The sequence below is a fragment of the Viridibacillus sp. FSL E2-0187 genome (assembly GCF_038006425.1).
In the GTDB taxonomy this organism is placed as follows: Bacteria; Bacillota; Bacilli; order Bacillales_A; family Planococcaceae; genus Viridibacillus; species Viridibacillus arvi.
This window is the reverse complement of the sequence record NZ_JBBOVG010000001.1, coordinates 419890-442169: the sequence shown is the minus strand read 5'-3', so window position 1 is coordinate 442169 and position 22280 is coordinate 419890. Positions and strand designations below refer to the sequence as shown.

Annotated in this window: 17 protein-coding genes, 6 tRNA genes and 3 rRNA genes; 8 read left to right on the top strand and 18 right to left on the bottom strand. The window is 39.5% G+C overall.

The window, feature by feature from the left end; all coding sequences use genetic code 11:
- Nucleotides 1-17: 17 nt before the first annotated feature.
- From MHH85_RS02085 to MHH85_RS02045, 9 genes are all read right to left on the bottom strand, one after another.
- A tRNA-Leu gene (locus tag MHH85_RS02085) sits at nt 18-106 on the bottom strand.
- Nucleotides 107-112: 6 nt separating this feature from the next.
- Nucleotides 113-187, bottom strand: a tRNA-Gly gene (locus MHH85_RS02080).
- A gap of 25 nt (nt 188-212) precedes the next feature.
- Nucleotides 213-297 (bottom strand) — tRNA-Leu (locus MHH85_RS02075).
- 20 nt (nt 298-317) lie between these two features.
- Nucleotides 318-393: transfer RNA gene (locus tag MHH85_RS02070), tRNA-Lys, on the bottom strand.
- A gap of 12 nt (nt 394-405) precedes the next feature.
- Nucleotides 406-481: transfer RNA gene (locus tag MHH85_RS02065), tRNA-Thr, on the bottom strand.
- Between the two features lie 18 nt (nt 482-499).
- Nucleotides 500-575: transfer RNA gene (locus MHH85_RS02060), tRNA-Val, on the bottom strand.
- A 9-nt stretch (nt 576-584) separates the two neighbouring features.
- Nucleotides 585-700 (bottom strand): 5S ribosomal RNA (gene rrf, locus MHH85_RS02055).
- A gap of 133 nt (nt 701-833) precedes the next feature.
- Nucleotides 834-3763, bottom strand: a 23S ribosomal RNA gene (locus tag MHH85_RS02050).
- Between the two features lie 184 nt (nt 3764-3947).
- Nucleotides 3948-5500 (bottom strand): 16S ribosomal RNA (locus MHH85_RS02045).
- Together the 16S, 23S and 5S rRNA genes with 6 tRNA genes alongside form the textbook arrangement of a ribosomal RNA operon.
- A 1257-nt stretch (nt 5501-6757) precedes the next feature.
- On the opposite strand from MHH85_RS02045, the gene MHH85_RS02040 reads away from it, so the two are divergent.
- From MHH85_RS02040 to MHH85_RS02025, 4 genes are all read left to right on the top strand, one after another.
- Complete coding sequence (locus MHH85_RS02040) at nt 6758-7480, top strand: MgtC/SapB family protein (protein ID WP_193740814.1); 723 nt, start codon at nt 6758-6760, stop codon at nt 7478-7480.
- Between the two features lie 12 nt (nt 7481-7492).
- Nucleotides 7493-8473, top strand: coding sequence for a cation diffusion facilitator family transporter (locus MHH85_RS02035; RefSeq protein WP_340705800.1), 981 nt, complete (start codon nt 7493-7495; stop codon nt 8471-8473).
- An 81-nt stretch (nt 8474-8554) separates the two neighbouring features.
- Entirely contained in the window at nt 8555-9265 is a 711-nt protein-coding gene (locus MHH85_RS02030) for a metallophosphoesterase family protein (protein WP_340705799.1), read from the top strand.
- A gap of 57 nt (nt 9266-9322) precedes the next feature.
- Entirely contained in the window at nt 9323-9559 is a 237-nt protein-coding gene (locus MHH85_RS02025; RefSeq protein WP_038188473.1) for a DUF378 domain-containing protein, read from the top strand.
- Nucleotides 9560-9626: 67 nt separating this feature from the next.
- Here the strand turns inward: MHH85_RS02025 and MHH85_RS02020 are convergent, their stop codons facing one another.
- The 3 genes from MHH85_RS02020 to pruA form a co-directional block, all read right to left on the bottom strand.
- Nucleotides 9627-10871, bottom strand: a complete 1245-nt coding sequence (locus MHH85_RS02020) for a Glu/Leu/Phe/Val family dehydrogenase (protein ID WP_038188476.1) — start codon at nt 10869-10871, stop codon at nt 9627-9629.
- 92 nt (nt 10872-10963) lie between these two features.
- A complete protein-coding gene (locus tag MHH85_RS02015; RefSeq protein WP_193740817.1) occupies nt 10964-12157 on the bottom strand; it encodes an ornithine--oxo-acid transaminase in 1194 nt (397 codons plus the stop codon).
- Between the two features lie 126 nt (nt 12158-12283).
- Nucleotides 12284-13828 (bottom strand): L-glutamate gamma-semialdehyde dehydrogenase, encoded by a 1545-nt coding sequence (gene pruA / locus MHH85_RS02010; protein ID WP_340705798.1) that lies wholly within the window; start codon nt 13826-13828, stop codon nt 12284-12286.
- A 139-nt stretch (nt 13829-13967) separates the two neighbouring features.
- Here pruA and MHH85_RS02005 point away from each other — a divergent pair, with 139 nt between their 5' ends.
- Nucleotides 13968-15275 (top strand): sigma 54-interacting transcriptional regulator, encoded by a 1308-nt coding sequence (locus MHH85_RS02005; protein ID WP_193740819.1) that lies wholly within the window; start codon nt 13968-13970, stop codon nt 15273-15275.
- A 35-nt stretch (nt 15276-15310) separates the two neighbouring features.
- Here the strand turns inward: MHH85_RS02005 and yugI are convergent, their stop codons facing one another.
- From yugI to MHH85_RS01990, 3 genes are all read right to left on the bottom strand, one after another.
- Complete coding sequence (yugI, locus tag MHH85_RS02000) at nt 15311-15691, bottom strand: S1 domain-containing post-transcriptional regulator GSP13 (protein ID WP_340705797.1); 381 nt, start codon at nt 15689-15691, stop codon at nt 15311-15313.
- An 81-nt stretch (nt 15692-15772) separates the two neighbouring features.
- Entirely contained in the window at nt 15773-17515 is a 1743-nt protein-coding gene (locus MHH85_RS01995) for a hypothetical protein (protein WP_340705796.1), read from the bottom strand.
- The gene (locus MHH85_RS01990; RefSeq protein WP_340705795.1) at nt 17505-18062 is read right to left on the bottom strand and encodes an RNA polymerase sigma factor; all 558 of its coding nucleotides are present in this window, start codon (nt 18060-18062) and stop codon (nt 17505-17507) included. The genes MHH85_RS01995 and MHH85_RS01990 overlap by 11 nt, the downstream gene beginning before the upstream one ends.
- A 134-nt stretch (nt 18063-18196) precedes the next feature.
- Here MHH85_RS01990 and MHH85_RS01985 point away from each other — a divergent pair, with 134 nt between their 5' ends.
- The gene (locus tag MHH85_RS01985) at nt 18197-19528 is read left to right on the top strand and encodes a sodium-dependent transporter (RefSeq protein WP_340705794.1); all 1332 of its coding nucleotides are present in this window, start codon (nt 18197-18199) and stop codon (nt 19526-19528) included.
- A 102-nt stretch (nt 19529-19630) separates the two neighbouring features.
- Entirely contained in the window at nt 19631-19846 is a 216-nt protein-coding gene (locus MHH85_RS01980; RefSeq protein ID WP_322787055.1) for a helix-turn-helix domain-containing protein, read from the top strand.
- A gap of 51 nt (nt 19847-19897) precedes the next feature.
- Here the strand turns inward: MHH85_RS01980 and MHH85_RS01975 are convergent, their stop codons facing one another.
- Complete coding sequence (locus tag MHH85_RS01975) at nt 19898-20158, bottom strand: DUF1871 family protein (RefSeq protein WP_340705793.1); 261 nt, start codon at nt 20156-20158, stop codon at nt 19898-19900.
- A 75-nt stretch (nt 20159-20233) separates the two neighbouring features.
- On the opposite strand from MHH85_RS01975, the gene MHH85_RS01970 reads away from it, so the two are divergent.
- On the top strand, nt 20234-21409 hold the full coding sequence (locus MHH85_RS01970; protein WP_340705792.1) for a MalY/PatB family protein: 1176 nt from the start codon (nt 20234-20236) through the stop codon (nt 21407-21409).
- Nucleotides 21410-21430: 21 nt separating this feature from the next.
- Here the strand turns inward: MHH85_RS01970 and MHH85_RS01965 are convergent, their stop codons facing one another.
- Entirely contained in the window at nt 21431-21649 is a 219-nt protein-coding gene (locus tag MHH85_RS01965) for a hypothetical protein (protein WP_193740826.1), read from the bottom strand.
- 18 nt (nt 21650-21667) lie between these two features.
- Entirely contained in the window at nt 21668-22258 is a 591-nt protein-coding gene (locus MHH85_RS01960; protein WP_193740827.1) for a peptidylprolyl isomerase, read from the bottom strand.
- Between the last annotated feature and the right edge of the window lie 22 nt (nt 22259-22280).

The window sequence follows — 22280 nt, the reverse complement described above, 5'->3', positions numbered from 1 at the left end:
TATATTATATTAAAAGATGGTGCCGAGGACCGGAATCGAACCGGTACGGTAGTCACCTACCGCAGGATTTTAAGTCCTGTGCGTCTGCCAGTTCCGCCACCCCGGCATATTTTGGAGCGGAAGACGAGGTTCGAACTCGCGACCCCCACCTTGGCAAGGTGGTGTTCTACCACTGAACTACTTCCGCAATATGCTGATAAACTTAAAAATTATGGTGCGGGTGAAGGGAGTCGAACCCCCACGCCTTGCGGCGCTAGATCCTAAGTCTAGTGCGTCTGCCAGTTCCGCCACACCCGCATATAATGTTTTTTAAAAAATGGTGAGCCATGTAGGATTCGAACCTACGACCCTCTGATTAAAAGTCAGATGCTCTACCAACTGAGCTAATGGCTCATATGAAATGAATGGTGCCGGCGAAAGGAGTCGAACCCTCGACCTACTGATTACAAGTCAGTTGCTCTACCAACTGAGCTACACCGGCATTGTTTATTTAAAATAATGGTGGAGGATGACGGGATCGAACCGCCGACCCCCTGCTTGTAAGGCAGGTGCTCTCCCAGCTGAGCTAATCCTCCATATTGTTCGCCTAGCAACGTCCTACTCTCACAGGGGGAAACCCCCAACTACCATCGGCGCTAAAGAGCTTAACTTCCGTGTTCGGCATGGGAACGGGTGTGACCTCTTTGCTATCGTCACTAGACTATTTTCTTAAGGACAAGAATTATTATAACATCTTTTTTAAAGTTTAGCAAGTGTTTTTTGCTATTTTAGAAAAGTTTTTTTCTTGTTCTCTCAAAACTGGATAAATTACATTGAAGTTAGTTAAGTAAAATTTGGTTAAGTCCTCGATCTATTAGTATTCGTCAGCTCCGTATGTCGCCACACTTCCACCTCGAACCTATCTACCTCATCGTCTTTGAGGGATCTTACTTACTTGCGTAATGGGAAATCTCATCTTGAGGGGGGCTTCATGCTTAGATGCTTTCAGCACTTATCCCGTCCACACATAGCTACCCAGCGATGCCCTTGGCAGAACAACTGGTACACCAGCGGTGTGTCCATCCCGGTCCTCTCGTACTAAGGACAGCTCCTCTCAAATTTCCTACGCCCACGACGGATAGGGACCGAACTGTCTCACGACGTTCTGAACCCAGCTCGCGTACCGCTTTAATGGGCGAACAGCCCAACCCTTGGGACCGACTACAGCCCCAGGATGCGATGAGCCGACATCGAGGTGCCAAACCTCCCCGTCGATGTGGACTCTTGGGGGAGATAAGCCTGTTATCCCCGGGGTAGCTTTTATCCGTTGAGCGATGGCCCTTCCATGCGGAACCACCGGATCACTAAGCCCGTCTTTCGACCCTGCTCGACTTGTAGGTCTCGCAGTCAAGCTCCCTTATGCCTTTACACTCTACGAATGATTTCCAACCATTCTGAGGGAACCTTTGGGCGCCTCCGTTACTCTTTAGGAGGCGACCGCCCCAGTCAAACTGCCCGCCTGACACTGTCTCCTACCCCGCTAAGGGGCATGGGTTAGAAGTTCAATACATCTAGGGTAGTATCCCACCAACGCCTCCTCCGAAGCTGGCGCTCCGGAATCTCTGGCTCCTACCTATCCTGTACAAGATGTATCAAAATTCAATATCAGGCTACAGTAAAGCTCCACGGGGTCTTTCCGTCCTGTCGCGGGTAACCTGCATCTTCACAGGTACTATAATTTCACCGAGTCTCTCGTTGAGACAGTGCCCAGATCGTTACGCCTTTCGTGCGGGTCGGAACTTACCCGACAAGGAATTTCGCTACCTTAGGACCGTTATAGTTACGGCCGCCGTTTACTGGGGCTTCAATTCGCACCTTCGCTTGCGCTAAGCACTCCTCTTAACCTTCCAGCACCGGGCAGGCGTCAGCCCCTATACGTCACCTTACGGTTTTGCAGAGACCTGTGTTTTTGCTAAACAGTCGCCTGGGCCTATTCACTGCGGCTCTCTCGGGCTTTCACCCTACTAGAGCACCCCTTCTCCCGAAGTTACGGGGTCATTTTGCCGAGTTCCTTAACGAGAGTTCTCTCGCACACCTTAGGATTCTCTCCTCGACTACCTGTGTCGGTTTGCGGTACGGGCACCTTTTACCTCGCTAGAGGCTTTTCTTGGCAGTGTGAAATCAGGAACTCCGGACATACGTCCTCGTCATCACAGCTCAACGTTATAGAAATGGGATTTGCCTCATTTCACGCCTCACTGCTTGAACATGCATAACCAACAGCATGCTTACCCTATCCTACTGCGTCCCCCCATTGCTCAAATGGTAAATAGGTGGTACAGGAATATCAACCTGTTGTCCATCGCCTACGCCTATCGGCCTCGGCTTAGGTCCCGACTAACCCTGAGCGGACGAGCCTTCCTCAGGAAACCTTAGTCATTCGGTGGACGGGATTCTCACCCGTCTTTCGCTACTCATACCGGCATTCTCACTTCTAAGCGCTCCACCAGTCCTTCCGGTCTGACTTCACAGCACTTAGAACGCTCTCCTACCACGGACATCTAAGATGTCCATCCACAGCTTCGGTGAATTGTTTAGCCCCGATACATTTTCGGCGCAGCGTCACTCGACCAGTGAGCTATTACGCACTCTTTAAATGATGGCTGCTTCTGAGCCAACATCCTGGTTGTCTAAGCAACGTCACATCCTTTTCCACTTAACAATTACTTTGGGACCTTAGCTGGTGGTCTGGGCTGTTTCCCTTTTGACTACGGATCTTATCACTCGCAGTCTGACTCCCGTGCATAAATCACTGGCATTCGGAGTTTGTCTGAATTCGGTAATCCGGGATGGACCCCTAGTTCAAACAGTGCTCTACCTCCAGGATTCTCTATCACGAGGCTAGCCCTAAAGCTATTTCGGAGAGAACCAGCTATCTCCAGGTTCGATTGGAATTTCTCCGCTACCCACACCTCATCCCCGCACTTTTCAACGTACGTGGGTTCGGGCCTCCAGTAAGTGTTACCTTACCTTCACCCTGGACATGGGTAGATCACCTGGTTTCGGGTCTACAACCACATACTCATTCGCCCTATTCAGACTCGCTTTCGCTACGGCTCCGTCTTCTAAAACTTAACCTCGCATGTAATCGTAACTCGCCGGTTCATTCTACAAAAGGCACGCTATCACCCATTAACGGGCTCTAACTACTTGTAGGCACATGGTTTCAGGATCTATTTCACTCCCCTTCCGGGGTGCTTTTCACCTTTCCCTCACGGTACTGGTTCACTATCGGTCACTAGGTAGTATTTAGCCTTGGGAGATGGTCCTCCCAGATTCCGACGGAATTTCACGTGTTCCGCCGTACTCAGGATACACTCAAGAGAGAATGAACTTTCAACTACAGGGCTGTTACCTGCTCTGGCGGGCCTTTCCAGACCGCTTCGTTTAACTCATTCCTTTGTAACTCCATATAGAGTGTCCTACAACCCCAAGAGGCAAGCCTCTTGGTTTGGGCTATTCCCGTTTCGCTCGCCGCTACTCAGGGAATCGATTTTTCTTTCTCTTCCTCCAGGTACTTAGATGTTTCAGTTCCCTGGGTCTGCCATCAAGACGCTATGTATTCACGTCAAGATACTGCTCCATTACGAACAGTGGGTTCCCCCATTCGGAAATCTCCGGATCAAAGCTCACTTACAGCTCCCCGAAGCATATCGGTGTTAGTGCCGTCCTTCTTCGGCTCCTAGTGCCAAGGCATCCGCCATGCGCCCTTAATAACTTAACCTAAAAGTTAGTTATTAAGCCTAAAAAACTTAATAATAAAAAATGTGTTACTTAATTTGCTTCAATGTCGTTTTATCCAGTTTTCAAAGAACAAGGTTTTGAAGATCATTTTACAATGAGCCTTCAAAACTGAACGCAAGACGTTAATCGACAGATCCAAGATCTGTTTCCGTAATTATCCTTAGAAAGGAGGTGATCCAGCCGCACCTTCCGATACGGCTACCTTGTTACGACTTCACCCCAATCATCTATCCCACCTTCGGCGGCTGGCCCCATAAAGGTTACCTCACCGACTTCGGGTGTTACAAACTCTCGTGGTGTGACGGGCGGTGTGTACAAGGCCCGGGAACGTATTCACCGTGGCATGCTGATCCACGATTACTAGCGATTCCGGCTTCATGTAGGCGAGTTGCAGCCTACAATCCGAACTGAGAACGATTTTATGAGATTAGCATACCCTCGCGAGTTAGCGACTCTTTGTATCGTCCATTGTAGCACGTGTGTAGCCCAGGTCATAAGGGGCATGATGATTTGACGTCATCCCCACCTTCCTCCGGTTTGTCACCGGCAGTCACCTTAGAGTGCCCAACTAAATGATGGCAACTAAGATCAAGGGTTGCGCTCGTTGCGGGACTTAACCCAACATCTCACGACACGAGCTGACGACAACCATGCACCACCTGTCACCAATGTCCCCGAAGGGAAAACTCTATCTCTAGAGCGGTCATTGGGATGTCAAGACCTGGTAAGGTTCTTCGCGTTGCTTCGAATTAAACCACATGCTCCACCGCTTGTGCGGGCCCCCGTCAATTCCTTTGAGTTTCAACCTTGCGGCCGTACTCCCCAGGCGGAGTGCTTAATGCGTTAGCTGCAGCACTAAGGGGCGGAAACCCCCTAACACTTAGCACTCATCGTTTACGGCGTGGACTACCAGGGTATCTAATCCTGTTTGCTCCCCACGCTTTCGCGCCTCAGTGTCAGTTACAGACCAGAAAGTCGCCTTCGCCACTGGTGTTCCTCCAAATCTCTACGCATTTCACCGCTACACTTGGAATTCCACTTTCCTCTTCTGCACTCAAGTCTCCCAGTTTCCAATGACCCTCCACGGTTGAGCCGTGGGCTTTCACATCAGACTTAAGAAACCACCTGCGCGCGCTTTACGCCCAATAAATCCGGACAACGCTTGCCACCTACGTATTACCGCGGCTGCTGGCACGTAGTTAGCCGTGGCTTTCTAATAAGGTACCGTCAAGGTACGTTCAGTTACTAACGTACTTGTTCTTCCCTTACAACAGAGTTTTACGATCCGAAAACCTTCATCACTCACGCGGCGTTGCTCCATCAGACTTTCGTCCATTGTGGAAGATTCCCTACTGCTGCCTCCCGTAGGAGTTTGGGCCGTGTCTCAGTCCCAATGTGGCCGATCACCCTCTCAGGTCGGCTATGCATCGTTGCCTTGGTAGGCCATTACCCCACCAACTAGCTAATGCACCGCGGGCCCATCTAGTAGTGACAGCCGAAACCGCCTTTCAGCATTTTGCCATGTGACAAAATGGATTATTCGGTATTAGCCCCGGTTTCCCGGAGTTATCCCAATCTACTAGGTAGGTTGCCCACGTGTTACTCACCCGTCCGCCGCTAAATCAGAAGAAGCAAGCTTCTTCATCATTCGCTCGACTTGCATGTATTAGGCACGCCGCCAGCGTTCGTCCTGAGCCAGGATCAAACTCTCCATAAAAGTAGTTTGAAAGCTCATTAGCTTTGCTAGCGTATCATCCGAAGATGATATCTATTTTTGTTTTGATCCACCAACAGAGTTGATGTCCAAAAACATTTATTGATTAACGTCTTGCATGTTCAGTTTTCAAGGTTCATTTTGTTGCCGTTTCATAAGCGACTTCAATATCTTATCATCATCTGTTTTCTTTGTCAAATACTTTTTTGAAAAAGTTTTTTGAGATGTTGTATTCATATTTTGTAGCACGTCTTAGCGACATTTATTACTATACATCATCTTATTTTGAAAATCAACAGTTTTTTTAAAATAACTTTATAATCTTTTTTCATTAATTTTATATAGCATAATACACGCTGTTACAATCACGTTACTTAGTACTTGAAAGTGCATTAGTTTTGTCATTAAATACAAAGTACTTTTTAATTACCGCGCTAATTGTTTCAAATAAACCCGCTATTGAAGTCACTTTCATACTCACCTATTATAAAAACTCATAAAAAAGATTATGCCCTAACAAATTGGGTACTATAACTAATATAGCAAAGTAACACTACTCAATTGAAGTCGGCCAACATGATTCCCCTTTAATAAGAAGATAGACAAATAAAGTAATCACACCATTCGACTAAACATTCATTGCATATGTAACATTTGGCGAAACCTTTCTCGAATAATAAATACCCTGTTGAAAATGTACAAGCCCCAACGCAAGCAAATCTCCAAAAATCTGAACTACATGCCCCCTCCCTTAGTTAGTACATAGTCTTTCATTACAATACAATCGGATAACTACGTTTCAGAATGAAGTTTATCTTTATAGAAAAGTTACTTTCCTATTGTTTAACTTGCTACAGAGGTGTAACTTAGTGACCCATAGCTTAAAATGCATGGAAACACTATGAATACTTCCGCATTAATCGAATACACCCAATCACTTCTTTTTAATCGGAATATTCCATGGAAAATGTTGAAGAAATAAATAAACTCTAAAAAGCATTCGATAAAATTTTTGAAGCTGTAATCTGTACGAACTACAAGCGTAACATAAGTAGTGAGGACTAAAATTAGGATAACACTGCCACTGATAAAAATAGCAATGTATGGATCGGTATTAGTTTTTTCAAAGAGTATCAATTTCTATAAAAAGTAAATTCCCCATATACATAGTGTACAATACGAATACTAGATGATCCTAAATTAGAATCGAGCAGGATGAGGTTCGGAAAAATGAAAATGAAATAAAGGAGGACTACTACAATGAACTTCTTACTGGATAACAGTTTAACCCATGAAATGTTCATTAAATTGATTGTTGCCGCTACATTGAGTTTAGTCATCGGTATTGAAAGAGAATTGAAAAGAAAACCGGTTGGATTGAAAACAAGTTTAGTTATTGCTACATTCAGCTGTTTGTTGACAATCATTTCAATAGAATCAGTTTATAATGCTAAACCAGTACCAGGCATCAATGTATCAATGGATCCGCTCCGCTTAGCTGCACAAATCGTCAGTGGAGTTGGTTTTTTAGGTGCTGGAGTCATTTTACGCAGAGGCAATGATAATATAAGTGGCTTAACAACTGCAGCTATGATTTGGGGTGCAGCAGGGATTGGTATTGCTGTTGGTGCAGGTTTTTATGCGCAAGCTATTATCGCTGTCGTTATTGTGATGATTGGTGTAGAAGTCCTTGCTCCTATTTTTATGAAATTTGGCCCTAAGCGTCTTCGTATGCGTGAAGTATCTTTGAAAATAGGCGTTAAAGATATTCAACATATCAATGATATATTACTATTTTTACGGAAGAATGATATGGATGTAGATAATATGCGTATTAAAGATATTCGTCTAGAGAATAATGAAGTTAAGCATGAAGTCGATTTACGTTTTTCAGCTCTGCCAAAAAAAGATACTATTTCAATATATAACAGCATTCGCGAACAACCTAATATAGAAGAAATAGAAATTGAAATTCTGTCTTAGAGGAGGCATTTTATGAGTAATGTATGGAGCTTATTAAAGAAAGGAAATAAACCTTCGCTATTAGCGGCTTTAGTCAATTTGTTTTTAGGTATATTAAAAGGTGTTGCTTTCTTCTTTACAGGAAACATTGCAATGTTTGCAGAAATGATGCACTCATTAGGTGACTCAGCCAACCAATTCTTTGTTTTTATCGGCTCTGCCTTATCTAAAAAAGCACCTACTCGACAATTCCCAAAAGGTTTTGGGCGTGTTGTTAATTTAGTGTGTTTAGGCGCTGTTCTTATAGTAGGAATATTATCTTACGAAACAATTAAAGAAGGCTGGCATCAAATTACTCACCCCGCTCCTTCGAATGGGATGTGGATTAGTTTAAGCGTTTTAGCAATTGGCATTATATTAGAAGGTGTTGTATTAATGAAAGCTGCGAAAGAAATTCTTCATGAATCAAATGAGTCAGCTACTTTCTTTTCTGTCCTACCTAAAGCCTTTACCCATTTAAACCGAGCAAAACCTGCAACGAAACTTGTCTTTATGGAAGATTTAGTAGCAACTTCAGGTGGCGTTTTAGCTTTTGTAGCTGTGATAATCGCGCATTTCACTGGATTTTTACAAGTTGAAGGTATTGCTTCAATTCTAATTGGTCTTATGATGTTCTACGTAGTTGGTGTGATATTTTTAGAAAATGCTCGTGGAGTAATTGGTGAAACCGATGAAGAAATGCTAAACCATATCGCACATTTATTATGGGAAGATAAAAATGTACGCGATATCCAAAAGTTAGAGGTGGTTAAAGAAGGCGAGTTTTTACACGTAGAGGTCCTTGCTGAAATTGATCCTTCTCTCACTTTTGCTGAGGTTGACGATATTCGGGACCACTTGATGAAGATTTTATTATCTCAAACTAAAGTTTCAAAGGTGACTATCGCCTTCGATGAAGATGATGGTATTACAAATTGGAATCACATTGACGATCACCCAAATAATATGAAATAAAAGATGAGATCGGGACGCATTGTTACCGCGTTTAGTAACATGCTCCCCTTTATACTTAATCAATTGAAAAGAGTGATGAAAATGCAAAAAACAATATTAATTAGCGATATACATGGTGAATTTAAAAAATTTCAAGAGCTTTTAACTCTTACAAATTATTCGCCAGATAAAGACAGATTAGTTTTACTTGGCGATTATGTTGATCGAGGACCTGATTCAGCTAATGTGTTAGATTTAGTCATGCAATTACAGCAAAATGGAGCAATTGTTTTAATTGGTAATCACGAAAATTTAATGCAAAAAGCATTTATAGAACAAACGGAATACGCTTGGAAACATTGGACTGAACGGTGTGGCGGTAAAGAAACCTTACTTAGCTATGGGTTTTCTGAAGAAGAGATACAGGGAATAGGTGAAGGTGAGCAGTTCAATGTTCCACAATTACAATCTGAAAAGCTTGATGAGCATTTGGCATTCATAAAAAATTTACATACATATATAGAAGATGATGATTATATTTTCGTGCATGCAGGTATTGATCCTCATATCCCTGTAAGCGAAACGGATAAAGAAACACTTATTTGGATTCGAGAAGAATTTCATAACGGTTATACCGGCAGTAAAACAGTAGTATTTGGTCATACCCCCACCTCCACTTTGCACCAAAATGAAAATAATCATGATGTTTATTTTGGCCAAAATAATATTATCGGTATCGATGGTGGCGCCGTTTTTGGCGGTCAATTGAATTGTTTAGAACTACCCAGTAAGAGCATTTACTTTATTAAATAAAAACTCGTATGATTTTTGATGTCACAACACACTCTAGCTATAAGAGGAGGTGTTATGATGAGCGTTATACAAAGAACGGCCTTATTTTTCACTATTATCGGTGCTTTAAATTGGGGTGTTATTGGCTTATTTCAATTTGATGTTGTCGCAAGTCTTTTTGGCGGACAAGCTAGTGTGGTATCAAGAATCATCTATACTATCGTAGGAATTGCTGGTCTAGTGAATTTGTGGATACTCTTTAGACCATCAGAAGAAATAGAGCGTTCAGAACCTCAAGTAGCGCGTACGATGTAATATCCAATATGCAAAAAACCCCCAAGAACACGTTAATGTTCTTGGGGGTTACTTTTTAGCTTAACGTTTATACCCAACCTCTGAAGCGAGAAGCCTCAGCAGTTTTACGTACACCTACCATATAAGCTGCTAAACGCATATCGATACCACGTGTTGTTGCAACTGTATAGACATTATCAAATGCATCAACCATTTTCTTAAGAAGTTTTTCATTTACTTCCTCTTCTGACCAGTAATAGCCTTGGTTGTTTTGAACCCATTCAAAATAAGAAACTGTAACGCCTCCAGCACTTGCTAGTACGTCTGGTACTAGTAGAATGCCACGGTCATTTAAAATTTTAGTCGCTTCTGAAGTTGTCGGGCCATTTGCTGCTTCTACTACAATACTTGCACGTATATTATGTGCATTGTCCGCAGTAATTTGATTTTCAATCGCAGCAGGAACTAAAATATCGCAATCTAGTTCAAGTAGTTCTTTATTAGAGATTGTATTTTCAAAAAGAGTTGTAACAGTACCAAAACTGTCACGACGATCTAGTAAATAATCAATGTCCAGACCTTCTGGATCATGCAAAGCTCCGTGAGCATCAGAGATACCAATAACTTTAGCACCTAAATCACTCATGAATTTAGCTAGGAAACTACCTGCGTTACCAAATCCTTGGATAACGACACGTGCACCTTTAATGTCAATATTACGACGTTTAGCTGCTTCTTCAATCACAATTGTAACACCTTGTGCAGTTGCGCGGTCACGGCCTTGCGAACCACCTAAAACAATTGGTTTACCTGTGATGAAACCTGGAGAGTTGAATTCATCAATGCGACTGTATTCATCCATCATCCATGCCATGATTTGTGAGTTCGTGAAAACGTCTGGAGCAGGAATATCTTTTGTTGGTCCAACGAATTGGCTAATAGCACGAACATAGCCACGACTTAGTCTTTCAATTTCCCCCATAGACATCTGGCGTGGATCACAGATGATACCACCTTTACCACCGCCATAAGGTAAATCAACAATACCTGCTTTTAAAGTCATCCACATTGAAAGCGCTTTAACTTCATCTTCAGAAACTTGCGGATGGAAGCGCACGCCACCTTTTGTAGGACCTACTGCATCATTATGTTGTGCACGGTAGCCTGTGAATACTTTCACTTTACCATCATCCATTTTAATTGGAATTCGTACTTCTAGCATACGTAGTGGCTCTTTTAAAAGTTCATACATTCCTTCATCGTAGCCTAGCTTGTGAAGAGCTTCGTGAATAACCGCCTGTGTTGATGTAAACAGGTTAAGATTTTCTGCCATTTGATTTTCTCGCCTCTTTATTCATAATGTTTTTTAACTGTATATCGCAAACATTGTAACATAGTTCCAGTGATTGTGGGATATATTTCAGTTTATTTTGTAAAGACTTTTTTGATTTTTTCAATTGCCCAATCTAATTCTTCTTTAGAAATAATTAAAGGTGGTGCAAAACGAATTACTGTATCATGTGTCTCTTTGCATAATAAACCTAGTGTCATCAACTTTTCACAGTATGGACGTGCTAATTCATTTAACTCCATTCCAATGAATAAACCGCGACCTCTCACTTCTTTTATCACATCGTTATCAATTTTCTTCAGCTCATCCATGAAATAATTTCCTAGCTCTAATGAACGTTCAGCAAGATTTTCTTCTTTTAGCACATTTAAAGCTGCAATCGAAACAGCACATGCAATTGGATTACCACCAAAAGTCGAACCGTGTGACCCTGGATTGTAGACGCCTAAAATCTCTTTACTAGCGACAACACATGAAATCGGGAAAACTCCCCCACCTAATGCTTTGCCTAAGATGTACATGTCAGGATTTACATCTTCCCACTCACATGCAAACATTTTCCCTGTACGAGCTAAACCTGCTTGGATTTCATCAGCGATAAATAATACGTTATTTTCACGACATAAATCTCTTGCTGCTTTTAAATAACCTGCTGGCGGAATAACAATACCCGCTTCCCCCTGAATCGGTTCAACTAAAAACGCAGCAGTATTTGGTGTAATAGCTGCTTTTAAAGCATCTAAATCACCGTAATCTACTAATTTAATACCAGGTAACATTGGTCCGAAACCTCTTTTATACTCGGCTTCTGAAGACAGGGATACCGCAGTCATTGTACGACCATGGAAGTTCCCATTACATGCTATGATTTCTGCTTGACCCTCTGCTACACCTTTTACATCGTAAGCCCAACGTCTTGCTGCTTTAAATGCAGTTTCTACAGCTTCTGCACCTGTATTCATAGGTAGCGCCATTTCTTTTCCAGTTACTTCGCAAACTAACTCATACCATGGCCCAAGTTGATCACTATGGAAAGCACGAGATGTTAATGTCACACGGTCTGCTTGATCTTTTAATGCTTGAATGATTTTTGGATGGCGATGACCTTGGTTTACAGCAGAATAAGCTGAAAGCATATCCATAAATTTATTTCCTTCTGGATCCTTTACCCATACTCCCTCTGCTTCTGAAATAACGATTGGCAGTGGCAAATAGTTTGGTGCACCAAATGTTTCTGTTTGCTTAATAATCTCATGTGTCTTTGTCATTATATTTCCCCCTAAAATATAAACGTAGGCTTTCTAACGTCCACTATTATTTTATAAAAAGACAGACATATATAATTTAGTCTGCCTTTTTGTTTCTCTCATTAAATCCTTTGTGATACAGACTAATTAAAGTGTCTCTGAAGTTGTTTTTGCTTGCATATGCAATTGCAAATAATCCGGTCCGCCTGCTTTAGAATCAGTTCCTGACATGTTAAAGCCTCCGAATGGTTGGTAACCTACGATTGCTCCTGTACAACCGCGGTTGAAGTATAAATTCCCTACATGGAAATCTTCGCGTGCTTTTTCTTGATTCATACGATTTTTTGTAATGACTGCACCTGTTAAACCATATTCAGTATTATTTGCAATAGCTAATGCTTCATCGAAATCTTTAGCTTTTGCTATAGCTACTACTGGCCCGAATATTTCTTCCTTCATCACACGTGCTTCTGGAGTCACATCAACAATTACTGTTGGATTTACGAAGAATCCTTTTGAATTATCTGAAGTGCCTCCAGCAACAATTCGGCCTTCTTCTTTTCCAATTTCAATGTAGCTAGTAATTTTTTCGAATGCAGCAGCATCGATTACTGGTCCAGTGAAGTTTGATAAATCTGTTGGGTCTCCAACTGATAAACCTTTTGTCAATTCTTCAACACGAGTTATTACTTCTTCGTAAACATCTTCTACAATGACAGCTCTTGAACATGCTGAACATTTTTGACCGCTAAAGCCAAATGCTGAATTAACGATTGATTGTGCAGCAAGCTCTAAATCTGCTTCTTTATCAACAACAATCGTATCTTTACCGCCCATTTCAGCGATTACACGTTTCAGCCAAATTTGACCTTCATTTAATTTTGAAGCCCGTTCGTTAATACGTAAGCCCACATCACGAGAACCAGTAAAACTAATAAAGCGCGTTTTCGGATGATCTACTAAATAGTCTCCTACTTCTGCCCCTGAGCCTGGAATGTAGTTAACAACACCTGCTGGTAATCCTGCTTCTTCAAGAATTTCTACAAATTTATAAGCAACTACCGGAGTAGTAGATGCTGGTTTTAAAAGTACTGTATTCCCTGTTACTACAGCAGCTACTGTTGTTCCTGCCATAATTGCGAATGGGAAGTTCCACGGTGAAATGACTACTCCTACTCCTAAAGGAATATAGTCATAACGGTTGAATTCACCTGGGCGACTTTCAACTGGTTGACCGTCTTTTAGTCGTAACATTTGTCGACCGTAATATTCTAAGAAGTCGATTGCTTCTGCTGTATCAGCATCAGCCTCATTCCAAGGTTTACCTGCTTCTTTTGTTAAAAGCGCAGAAATCTCATGCTTACGGCGACGAATAATCGCTGCTGCTTTGAATAATACATCTGCACGAATTTCAGGTTTTACTTTCTTCCATGTATGAAAAGTTTCATCTGCTACTTGCATCGCTTTCTCAGCTAATTCTTTGCTAGCCTTTGAAACTGAACCGATAACTTCTTCTTTATTTGCTGGATTATATGAAATGATTTGATCATTCGTTGTAATACGTTCTCCACCGATGATTAACGGATATTCTTCCCCAAGATATCCTTCCACCTTTTTTAAAGCCTCTAAATATGCTGTGTTGTTCTCTTCTTTAGAGAAATCTGTAAATGGTTCATGTTTGTACGGAATCATTTGTAATCCTCCCTTGTGATGTAAGTGCAAAAAATATTTGCATTTATAAATTGTTTACACTTATAATAATGCAAAAGATTGTTGCGTTTTTCAAGTAAAAAATATTTAAAATTATAAAAAAATTTCAAGGTGATAAAATATGAAACCAATTGACAACGACTTAACACCCTTTTACCGTCATGCAACAGAACATGCTTCTGTTGGTATCCATGCAGTAAATGCTCAAGGGCAAACGATTATTTATAACGATAAAATGAAAGAAATTGAAGGTTTGAATTTGAAGGATGTTATAGACCGTTCTATTTTAGAACTCTTTCAATTTGAGCAAGAGGAAAGTACGTTACTTCAAGTTCTACAAACCGGGGAAAAAGTACTCAATGTAAAACAAACCTATTGGAATCATAATGGTCAAGAAATTACGACGATTAATGATACATTTCCTGTTTTTGAAAATGATGCACTAATTGGAGCCATTGAGTTTGCTCGTGATATTACTACACTTGAAAAACTTGTTTACCAACCGCTACGACGTTATGGAGAACCTATTACTTTTTCAAGTATTACAGCTGTTTCTCTACCAATGAAGGTAGTTATTCAAACAGCCGAAAAAGCTGCAATAGCAAGACTTCCTGTACTTTTAATCGGGGAGTCTGGAACTGGCAAAGATTTAATTGCTGAAGGCATCCATCATAATTTAGATCCTGTGAATCAACATTTCATCACAATTTTCTGTCAGCGCTCAGATACAGCCATTTTAGAAAAACTGTATGAAAGTACGAATTCACTTCAAAATTGCACGATATTCTGCGAACGTATTGAATTTTTATCTTTAACGTTACAGGAGAAGTTATTACAATTATTAGAAGAGAACCATATGAAAAACCATATGTTTATCGCTAGTATTGGTGGAGATCCAATAGATTTAATTGCTTCAGGTCAACTGTTAAAAGAACTCTATTACTTTTTCGCATCTGTCACGATTAATGTGCCTCCATTACATTCAAGAAGAGAAGATATTAAACCATTTATAGAGAACTTCCTGAAACGCCATCGTCAACGTTTCGGTTCTAACATTCAAGACTTGTCTAGTGAGGTCCATGAACTTTTCCATCTATACGATTGGCCAGGCAATTTAAAAGAATTAGAAATTCTACTTGAGGAAATTGTCTCAATGGTAACGACAGAGGAATTGATCACGTTTGAAATGCTGCCACTCCATTTTAAATGGAAGGTACAAGCATTACGGGACTCTTCACACGATGCATCCTATTTTGTCGTACAAAATACGAAGGAACTACTACCGCTTGATGAATATTTACGTGAGGCAGAAGAATATTATTTGCAAAAAGCATTGAATATGTATGAAGGAAATATCACGAAAACAGCTAACGCACTTGGCATGAGCAGACAAAATTTACAATATCGTATTCGAAAAATGAAGAAATAAAAAGAGGGTTCACATTAATGTGAACCCTCTTTCAATTAACCTTTTATACCTGATTTGTCGATCCAATCTTGTAACTTTTCTTTTAATGAATTGAAACCAACTGCATCTTTTTCGTCAACACGCGCTTGTAAAGATTTTCTCGGCGCGTTTTCTTTGCGTTTCATTGGGGGGCGTTCCTGCAGTGCACGAATAGATAAGCTGATTTTGCTCGCATTTTCATCGATTTCAAGTACCTTTACCTGTACTTCCTGACCAACCGATAAAAGATCTGCAATGTTTTTTACGAAGCCGTACGTAATTTCAGAAATATGCACAAGTCCTTGGGTATTTTCGTCAAGAGCAACGAAAGCACCATAGGGTTGTATTCCTGTTATCTTACCAGTTAACACATCTCCTACTACATATTTATCTGCCATAAGCCCTTCCTACCTTCTGTAGCTATATATACACTATATTCATGTTAAATTATAACATAGCGGTATAGTACGGGCAAAAAATCACTTTGTTGGATTTAATGGGAGACGCCAACCATTTTCTTCTTTAATTAGTCTGAACTCACTTACATTTAATAAATCTATCTCATCTTCGTTCTTCCTAACAATGCGAGTAACACCCTGCACATCCTCATCTCTTACCGTTTTAAGCTGAACAAAAGTCATTTTCTCAAATATTTCACTTAGACGAGTATCTTTTCCAAAATATTCATCGAACGACATCTCCCTAACTTTATCCTTTGACGGTATTCCATACTTCTCCCCTTTCACGAAAAGCTCATAAACGGTATCATAATCATCCATCATCATACTGTAATAATATAATCCAACAACTTCAATTGCTTTGGCGTCCTTTAATACAGCCTGATTATGAGTCTTTGAAAATAATTTATAGTATGAATGGATACGGGATTCAAAATCAGTGCCTATCATTTTCTCTGTCTCTGAATAATTTGCATCAGAAGTACTTATAAATGACTCATGAAGTGAATGATTGACTGCATCCTCAATATCACTAAATTGAAGGTTTCCCCAATGCTTTGATGAAGTCCAATTTGAAGCTTCAAACTCATCCACAATCGGCTTTAAATAAAATAGCGTTGGTGAAAATTTTGAACCATTCTCTAATAAATTTAACCAAGCATCTCGATATTCCTTATTCACTTTACCGGTAGCATCCATAACGGGGTTACTATTTGAACCTTTTACTAATGAGTATACCGCATTCGCGTAATCACCTTTTAACTCATCAAAGAAAGATAATTCTTGGTCCGCCAAACTCCATGTTTTTTCTATTATATTTAATAAAAAAACCGTTTCATCAATTGAATGAACTAAATCGCCACCATAAGTAAATGGTTTTCCATGCAAAATAGTAAAATAATCTAGTAGACGAGCTGTTACTTTATCCTCCAACTTCGCAGTTGTTACATCTGAATTAAAACCAAAAATCACATTATTATAAACGATTTTTAAACCTAAATTTTGAATCTCTGCACTATCGATAGCATTTTTCAATATTTGCGGAAGTTTATCCTTATTCATGAATAGCCTCTTCCACTCTAGATTACCGTCTTCTCTTACAAAATCTAAATCTTCGCTATGCTCCATAAATAAATTATTGTAGTAATTAATAAGGTCTGTAGAACGGTCGTAATATTCAGATATATATATCCTTGCTTCCGTATCTGTAAGTTTTTTTTCATTAGCCATTGTTGTATATATCAATTGTTGGGGTAGTTGAATACTTCTCATAGTTTCCTTATAATATTCATCTTTTTGATTTTCTGAATAAAGCATTTTCCTGTCTTCATCTTTCGATAGTTTTTTATAAAAGTTATACCTTGTATCTGCCCAGTTTACAAAACCTATTTCTGCATAATCTTTTTCCTTCATTTTCAAAAGCTTACGATTCTTTTCTCTTGCCACTGGATAATCTTTTTCAATGTCTTCAAATACTTCTGCGAAAGTATATTGTCCATCACTTCCTTGTTGCAGTTGTTTATCATTTTCAAAAAAGTAGGTAGATCCTAAAATACTTAGTATAAAAATACTCGCTATACTGATAGCCCAAACAATTAGTTTTTGTCTATTTTTTCTTGGCTTTTTTATATGCTCTATAGCTTGTAATTTTTGATTTTCACTTTCAATTTGCCCTACTATTTTTTCCAACTGAAATTGCGAAGGCACCTTGTCATAGGATTTTTTCAATAGCTTCATACGATCTTCAAATTGTTTATCGTCCATTATTGGTACCTCCGATCTTTGATAACTCCCTTTTCAACTGCTCTTTAGCCCTTAGAAGACGTGTTTTAACTGATGATAATGATATATTTAGTACATCTGCTATTTGTTCGTATGTTAGTTCATGAAAATAAAAGAGCACGATAGGATGACGGTATTTTTCATCAAGTTGTAAAATGGCTTGATGTAGTTCCTGGTCCTCTTCAAATACTAGAATTCGTTCTTCAGCTGAAGGCATATATGTATGTTTAGAACTTTTTTGTGTCAACCTATGTTCCTTCGCCACTTCGCGCGTTTCCTTACGATAATAATCACGCGTTGCATTTAAGGTGATTTTATACAACCAGGTTGTGAATCTCTCGTGATTAAATTGGTGTAAAAAACGGTAAAGCTTTATAAATACTTCTTGGGTGACATCTGGTATGTCATGCACATGAACTCCACACTGAAAAGCAAACTTTTCAACTGTTATATGATGAAATTGCATCAGTAGGTTATATGATTCTAAATCGCCACTTTGCGCCTTGGCAATTAGCTCCTTATCTGGCATTGTTCCCCCCTCACTCTCTGTTGTACTGTTGGTGATACGATAGAACTTTCAATTTTGTTTCACAAAATCCTATACTTTTTTCTAATTGATTGAGGTAGAATAAAACAATCCTTACTAAAAGGAGGACATAAAAAGTGTCAAATAGGGATCAATTTGCGTCGAAGATAGGATTTATTTTAGCGGCTGCTGGTAGCGCCATCGGTTTAGGGGCTATTTGGAAGTTTCCGTATATGGCTGGTACTAATGGCGGTAGTGTTTTTATATTGCTATTTATTATATGTACATTAATTATTGGGTTACCAATATTAGTGGCTGAATTTATGATTGGACGACGTGGGCAAACAGATGCTGTTTCCTCATTTAAAAAACAAGCTCCAGGTACACTTTGGTTTTTAACTGGTTGGGCAGGTTTTATATTTTCTGCTATTATCTTATCCTTCTATAGTGTTGTTGGTGGGTGGATATTAAGTTATATTGTTCGTGCAATTTCTTTTGAATTATCTGGTAGTGGTGAAGATTATTATGGTGAGCTTTTTGCCTCTATAACATCTAATCCTTGGGAAGTTGTCATTGCCCAAGCTGTGTTCTTATTCCTTACTGTCTGGATTGTACAGGGTGGAGTGAAAAATGGAATTGAAAAAGCAAGTAAATGGATGATGCCATTACTATTTATTTTCTTTATCGTATTAGTTATACGTTCTTTAACATTAGATGGTGCAATTGAGGGCATTAAATTTATGTTCGTACCTGATTGGTCATATTTCACAGGTAAAACATTATTGATGGCTTTAGGACAAGCATTCTTCTCCTTAAGTGTTGGGGTTGCAGCTATGCTGACATATGCTTCTTACTTATCAAAAGAAACGAAAATAGGTAGCTCAGCAATAAATGTTGCAGGGATGAATATCGGTATTTCACTGTTAGCGGGTTTAGTAATCTTCCCAGCAGTATTTGCGCTAGGTTACTCCCCCGATCAAGGTCCAGGGCTAGTGTTTATTATTATCCCCGCTGTATTCCAGCAAATTCCTTTCGGCTCTTTGTTTATGATTATTTTCTTTATCTTATTATTATTTGCGACAGTGACGTCTGCAATTGCTATGTTAGAAATTGTTGTAGCAACAGCGATGGGTCCAAAATATGATAAACGTAAGCAATATTCATGGCTATGCGGCTTTGGGATTTTCATTGTTGGTATTCCTAGTGCGTTATCTTTTGGTGTATTGTCCGAGATTAAAATTTTCGGTCTATCCATTTTTGATTCAGCTGATTTCCTTACGAATAATATTGGTATGCCAATAGGTGCATTACTTGTCGCTATTTTCGCAGGTTATAAAATTTCGAAAGCAGACGCTGCTGCTGAATTGAACACAAAAGATTGGATATTCAAAACTTGGCGTATTCTTGTTCAATTCGTCGCTCCAATTGCAATTATTATTGTCTTTATCCAAAGCGTGTTCTTTAGATAACGTCATTTTTCTGTCACTTACGTTAGAAATCCCTTCACTCAAGCCGTGTTATAATTTAATTATTATTATTGTAAACGATTTGAAAGGAGTGCTTTATTTATTATGATGAATCAAGATTTTCATACTCAACTTCGCCAACTTCGTGGTGAACGTAATATTTCACTCGAGGAATTATCTTTACAAGTTTGTGTTAGTGCAGAGAAACTAGGGCGCTATGAATCTGGAGAAGATATTCCTTCAAGAGAGACAATTTTCAAACTTTCAAACGCATTAGAAGTACCGTTGTCTAACTTAACGGACGGTTTACAATTTCATTAAGAAAAAAAGCCTTATTGCTCGATTTTTATCGAACAATAAGGCTTTTTCTTTTTATACGATGCATTTTGCTTCGAATTTTACAGCTAATAGCTTATATGAAATTCCGATACATTCTTCGATAGGAATCCATCTTTCGAATGTTCGCTCGTAAATTTCTTGAATTTTCTTACCTAGTACAGTTGGATCATCTATATGCTGTAATTCCGCTACGACATCGGCCGCTTCTGTATCATATTTGAAGTTCTCTATTTCAAAAGGGTCCCACTCTGAAAGGATGTGTACAGCCTTTCTATTCATTGCAATATTCTCCATATTTTTTCACCTAATTACTTTTCATCTTTAATGGTTATGATAACATAGATATAAAAAAAGAAAAGAGGGATATGCTTGAGTAGATTTGACCAAGTGATAAACAGAAGAGATACAAATTCGACAAAATGGGATATGATGGGGGCAATTTACCAAATTGAAGATACATCAGATATCTTACCAATGTGGATTGCAGATATGGATTTTGCTGCTCCTGAAGTAGTAACCAATGCTATCCGTGGTCGTTTAGAACACCCTGTGCTAGGTTATGCAGTTGCAGATGATATGACAACAGGAACGTTCGTCAATTGGGTTGAAAAACGCCATAATTGGACCATTGAAAAGGATTGGGTTCTCTATCATAGTGGTGTTGTCCCCGCTATTGCATCAATTGTTGAAACTTATACAAAGCCTAAAGACAAGATTTTAATCACCCCGCCTGTTTATCCTCCATTTACTAATGTTCCGATTGCGTTAAAACGTGAGATGGAAGAATGTGTAATGGTAGAAAAAGAAGGTCATTATTTACTAGACTTTGAAGCATTTGAAAAAAGTGCTGCAAAAGAAGCAGTGAAGTTATTCATTTTATGTAACCCACACAATCCAGGGGGAATCGTCTGGAGTGAGGATGATTTACGAGAAATGCTTCGAATTTGTGCAAAACATGATGTACTGATTTTGTCAGATGAAATTCACGCGGACTTAATATTTGATGGTCAAAAGCATATCCCTCTCGCAAAAATTGCTGGTGAAGAGGCTGCTCGTGTTATTACTTGTATGGCACCAACGAAAACATTTAACTTAGCAGGTGTACAAGTAGCTATGATGATTGTATCTGACGATTCTATGCGAGATAAACTTTTACAAAATGCTGCTTCGCATGGTCAAATGGGACCTAACATCTTTGCTATTGATGCACTGAAAGCCGTATATACTGAAGGTGAAGAATGGTTAACTGAGTTATTGTCATATGTGTCAGCTAATATGGATCTTGTTATCGAGCAGATTCCTGCTGCTGTTCCTGGCATTAAAATCGCAAAACCTCAAGGTACATACTTGTTATGGATTGACTACCGTGATACTGGTTTAGAAGAACAGGAAGTGATGGAACGCTTGTTACATACTGGGAAAATTGCTTTAGATCCAGGTTCTAAATACGGGGAATCAGGTCGTGGATTCGTTCGTATGAATGTGGCTTGTTCAAGAGCAACTGTACAGGACGGCATTGAACGTTTTATAAAAGCATTTAAATAAGCAAAGAAAAACCAGTCGAATCTAATTCGACTGGTTTTGTTTTACGTCTTGTTGACGACTTTGAAGAATTTCTTCCTCTAGCATTTTTGTTTTTAGCTCTTGTTTTTTGGCCATTTTTTTAACTGTAAAAAACACAGCGACACATAGAACTAAAATAATTGCTAATTCAATTGCTGCTGGAAGATACTCCGATTTGTCTTCAGGAAAATAGAGAAACTCATTTAATACCCAAGTTTTCATCTGAGAACACTCCAATTATTATTTTTGAAGAACTTCGATTGATTGAATTGAAATATCTTCAAGTGGTTTGTCACGCATATCTTTTTCTACATCAGCCATTTTATCAACGATGTCCATACCTTCTACAACTTGACCGAATACAGTATGTTTGTGGTCTAACCAAGGTGTACCGCCATTTTCTGTATATGCAGCGATAATTTCTTCTGGATAGCCAGCATCTTTCATTTGTCCGATCATGTTAGCAGGAACTGATGGCATTTGAACAATGAAGAATTGGCTTCCGTTTGTACCTGGACCAGCGTTAGCCATTGATAGAGCACCACGAATGTTGAATAAGTCATTTGAAAATTCATCTTCGAAAGTTGATCCATAAATGCTTTCTCCACCCATACCTGTACCAGTTGGGTCTCCACCTTGAATCATGAAGTCTTTAATAATACGGTGGAAAATGATTCCGTCATAATAACCATTTTCAGCGTGAGTTAAAAAGTTTTGAACTGTTTTAGGTGCATGCTCTGGGAATAATTTAATCTTGATTGAACCTAAAGTCGTTTTCATTTCTACTAATGCTTCGTTTGCTTGTACTTCAGTTGTTAATTGTGGATACATAATATACTCTCCTTTAAAATCT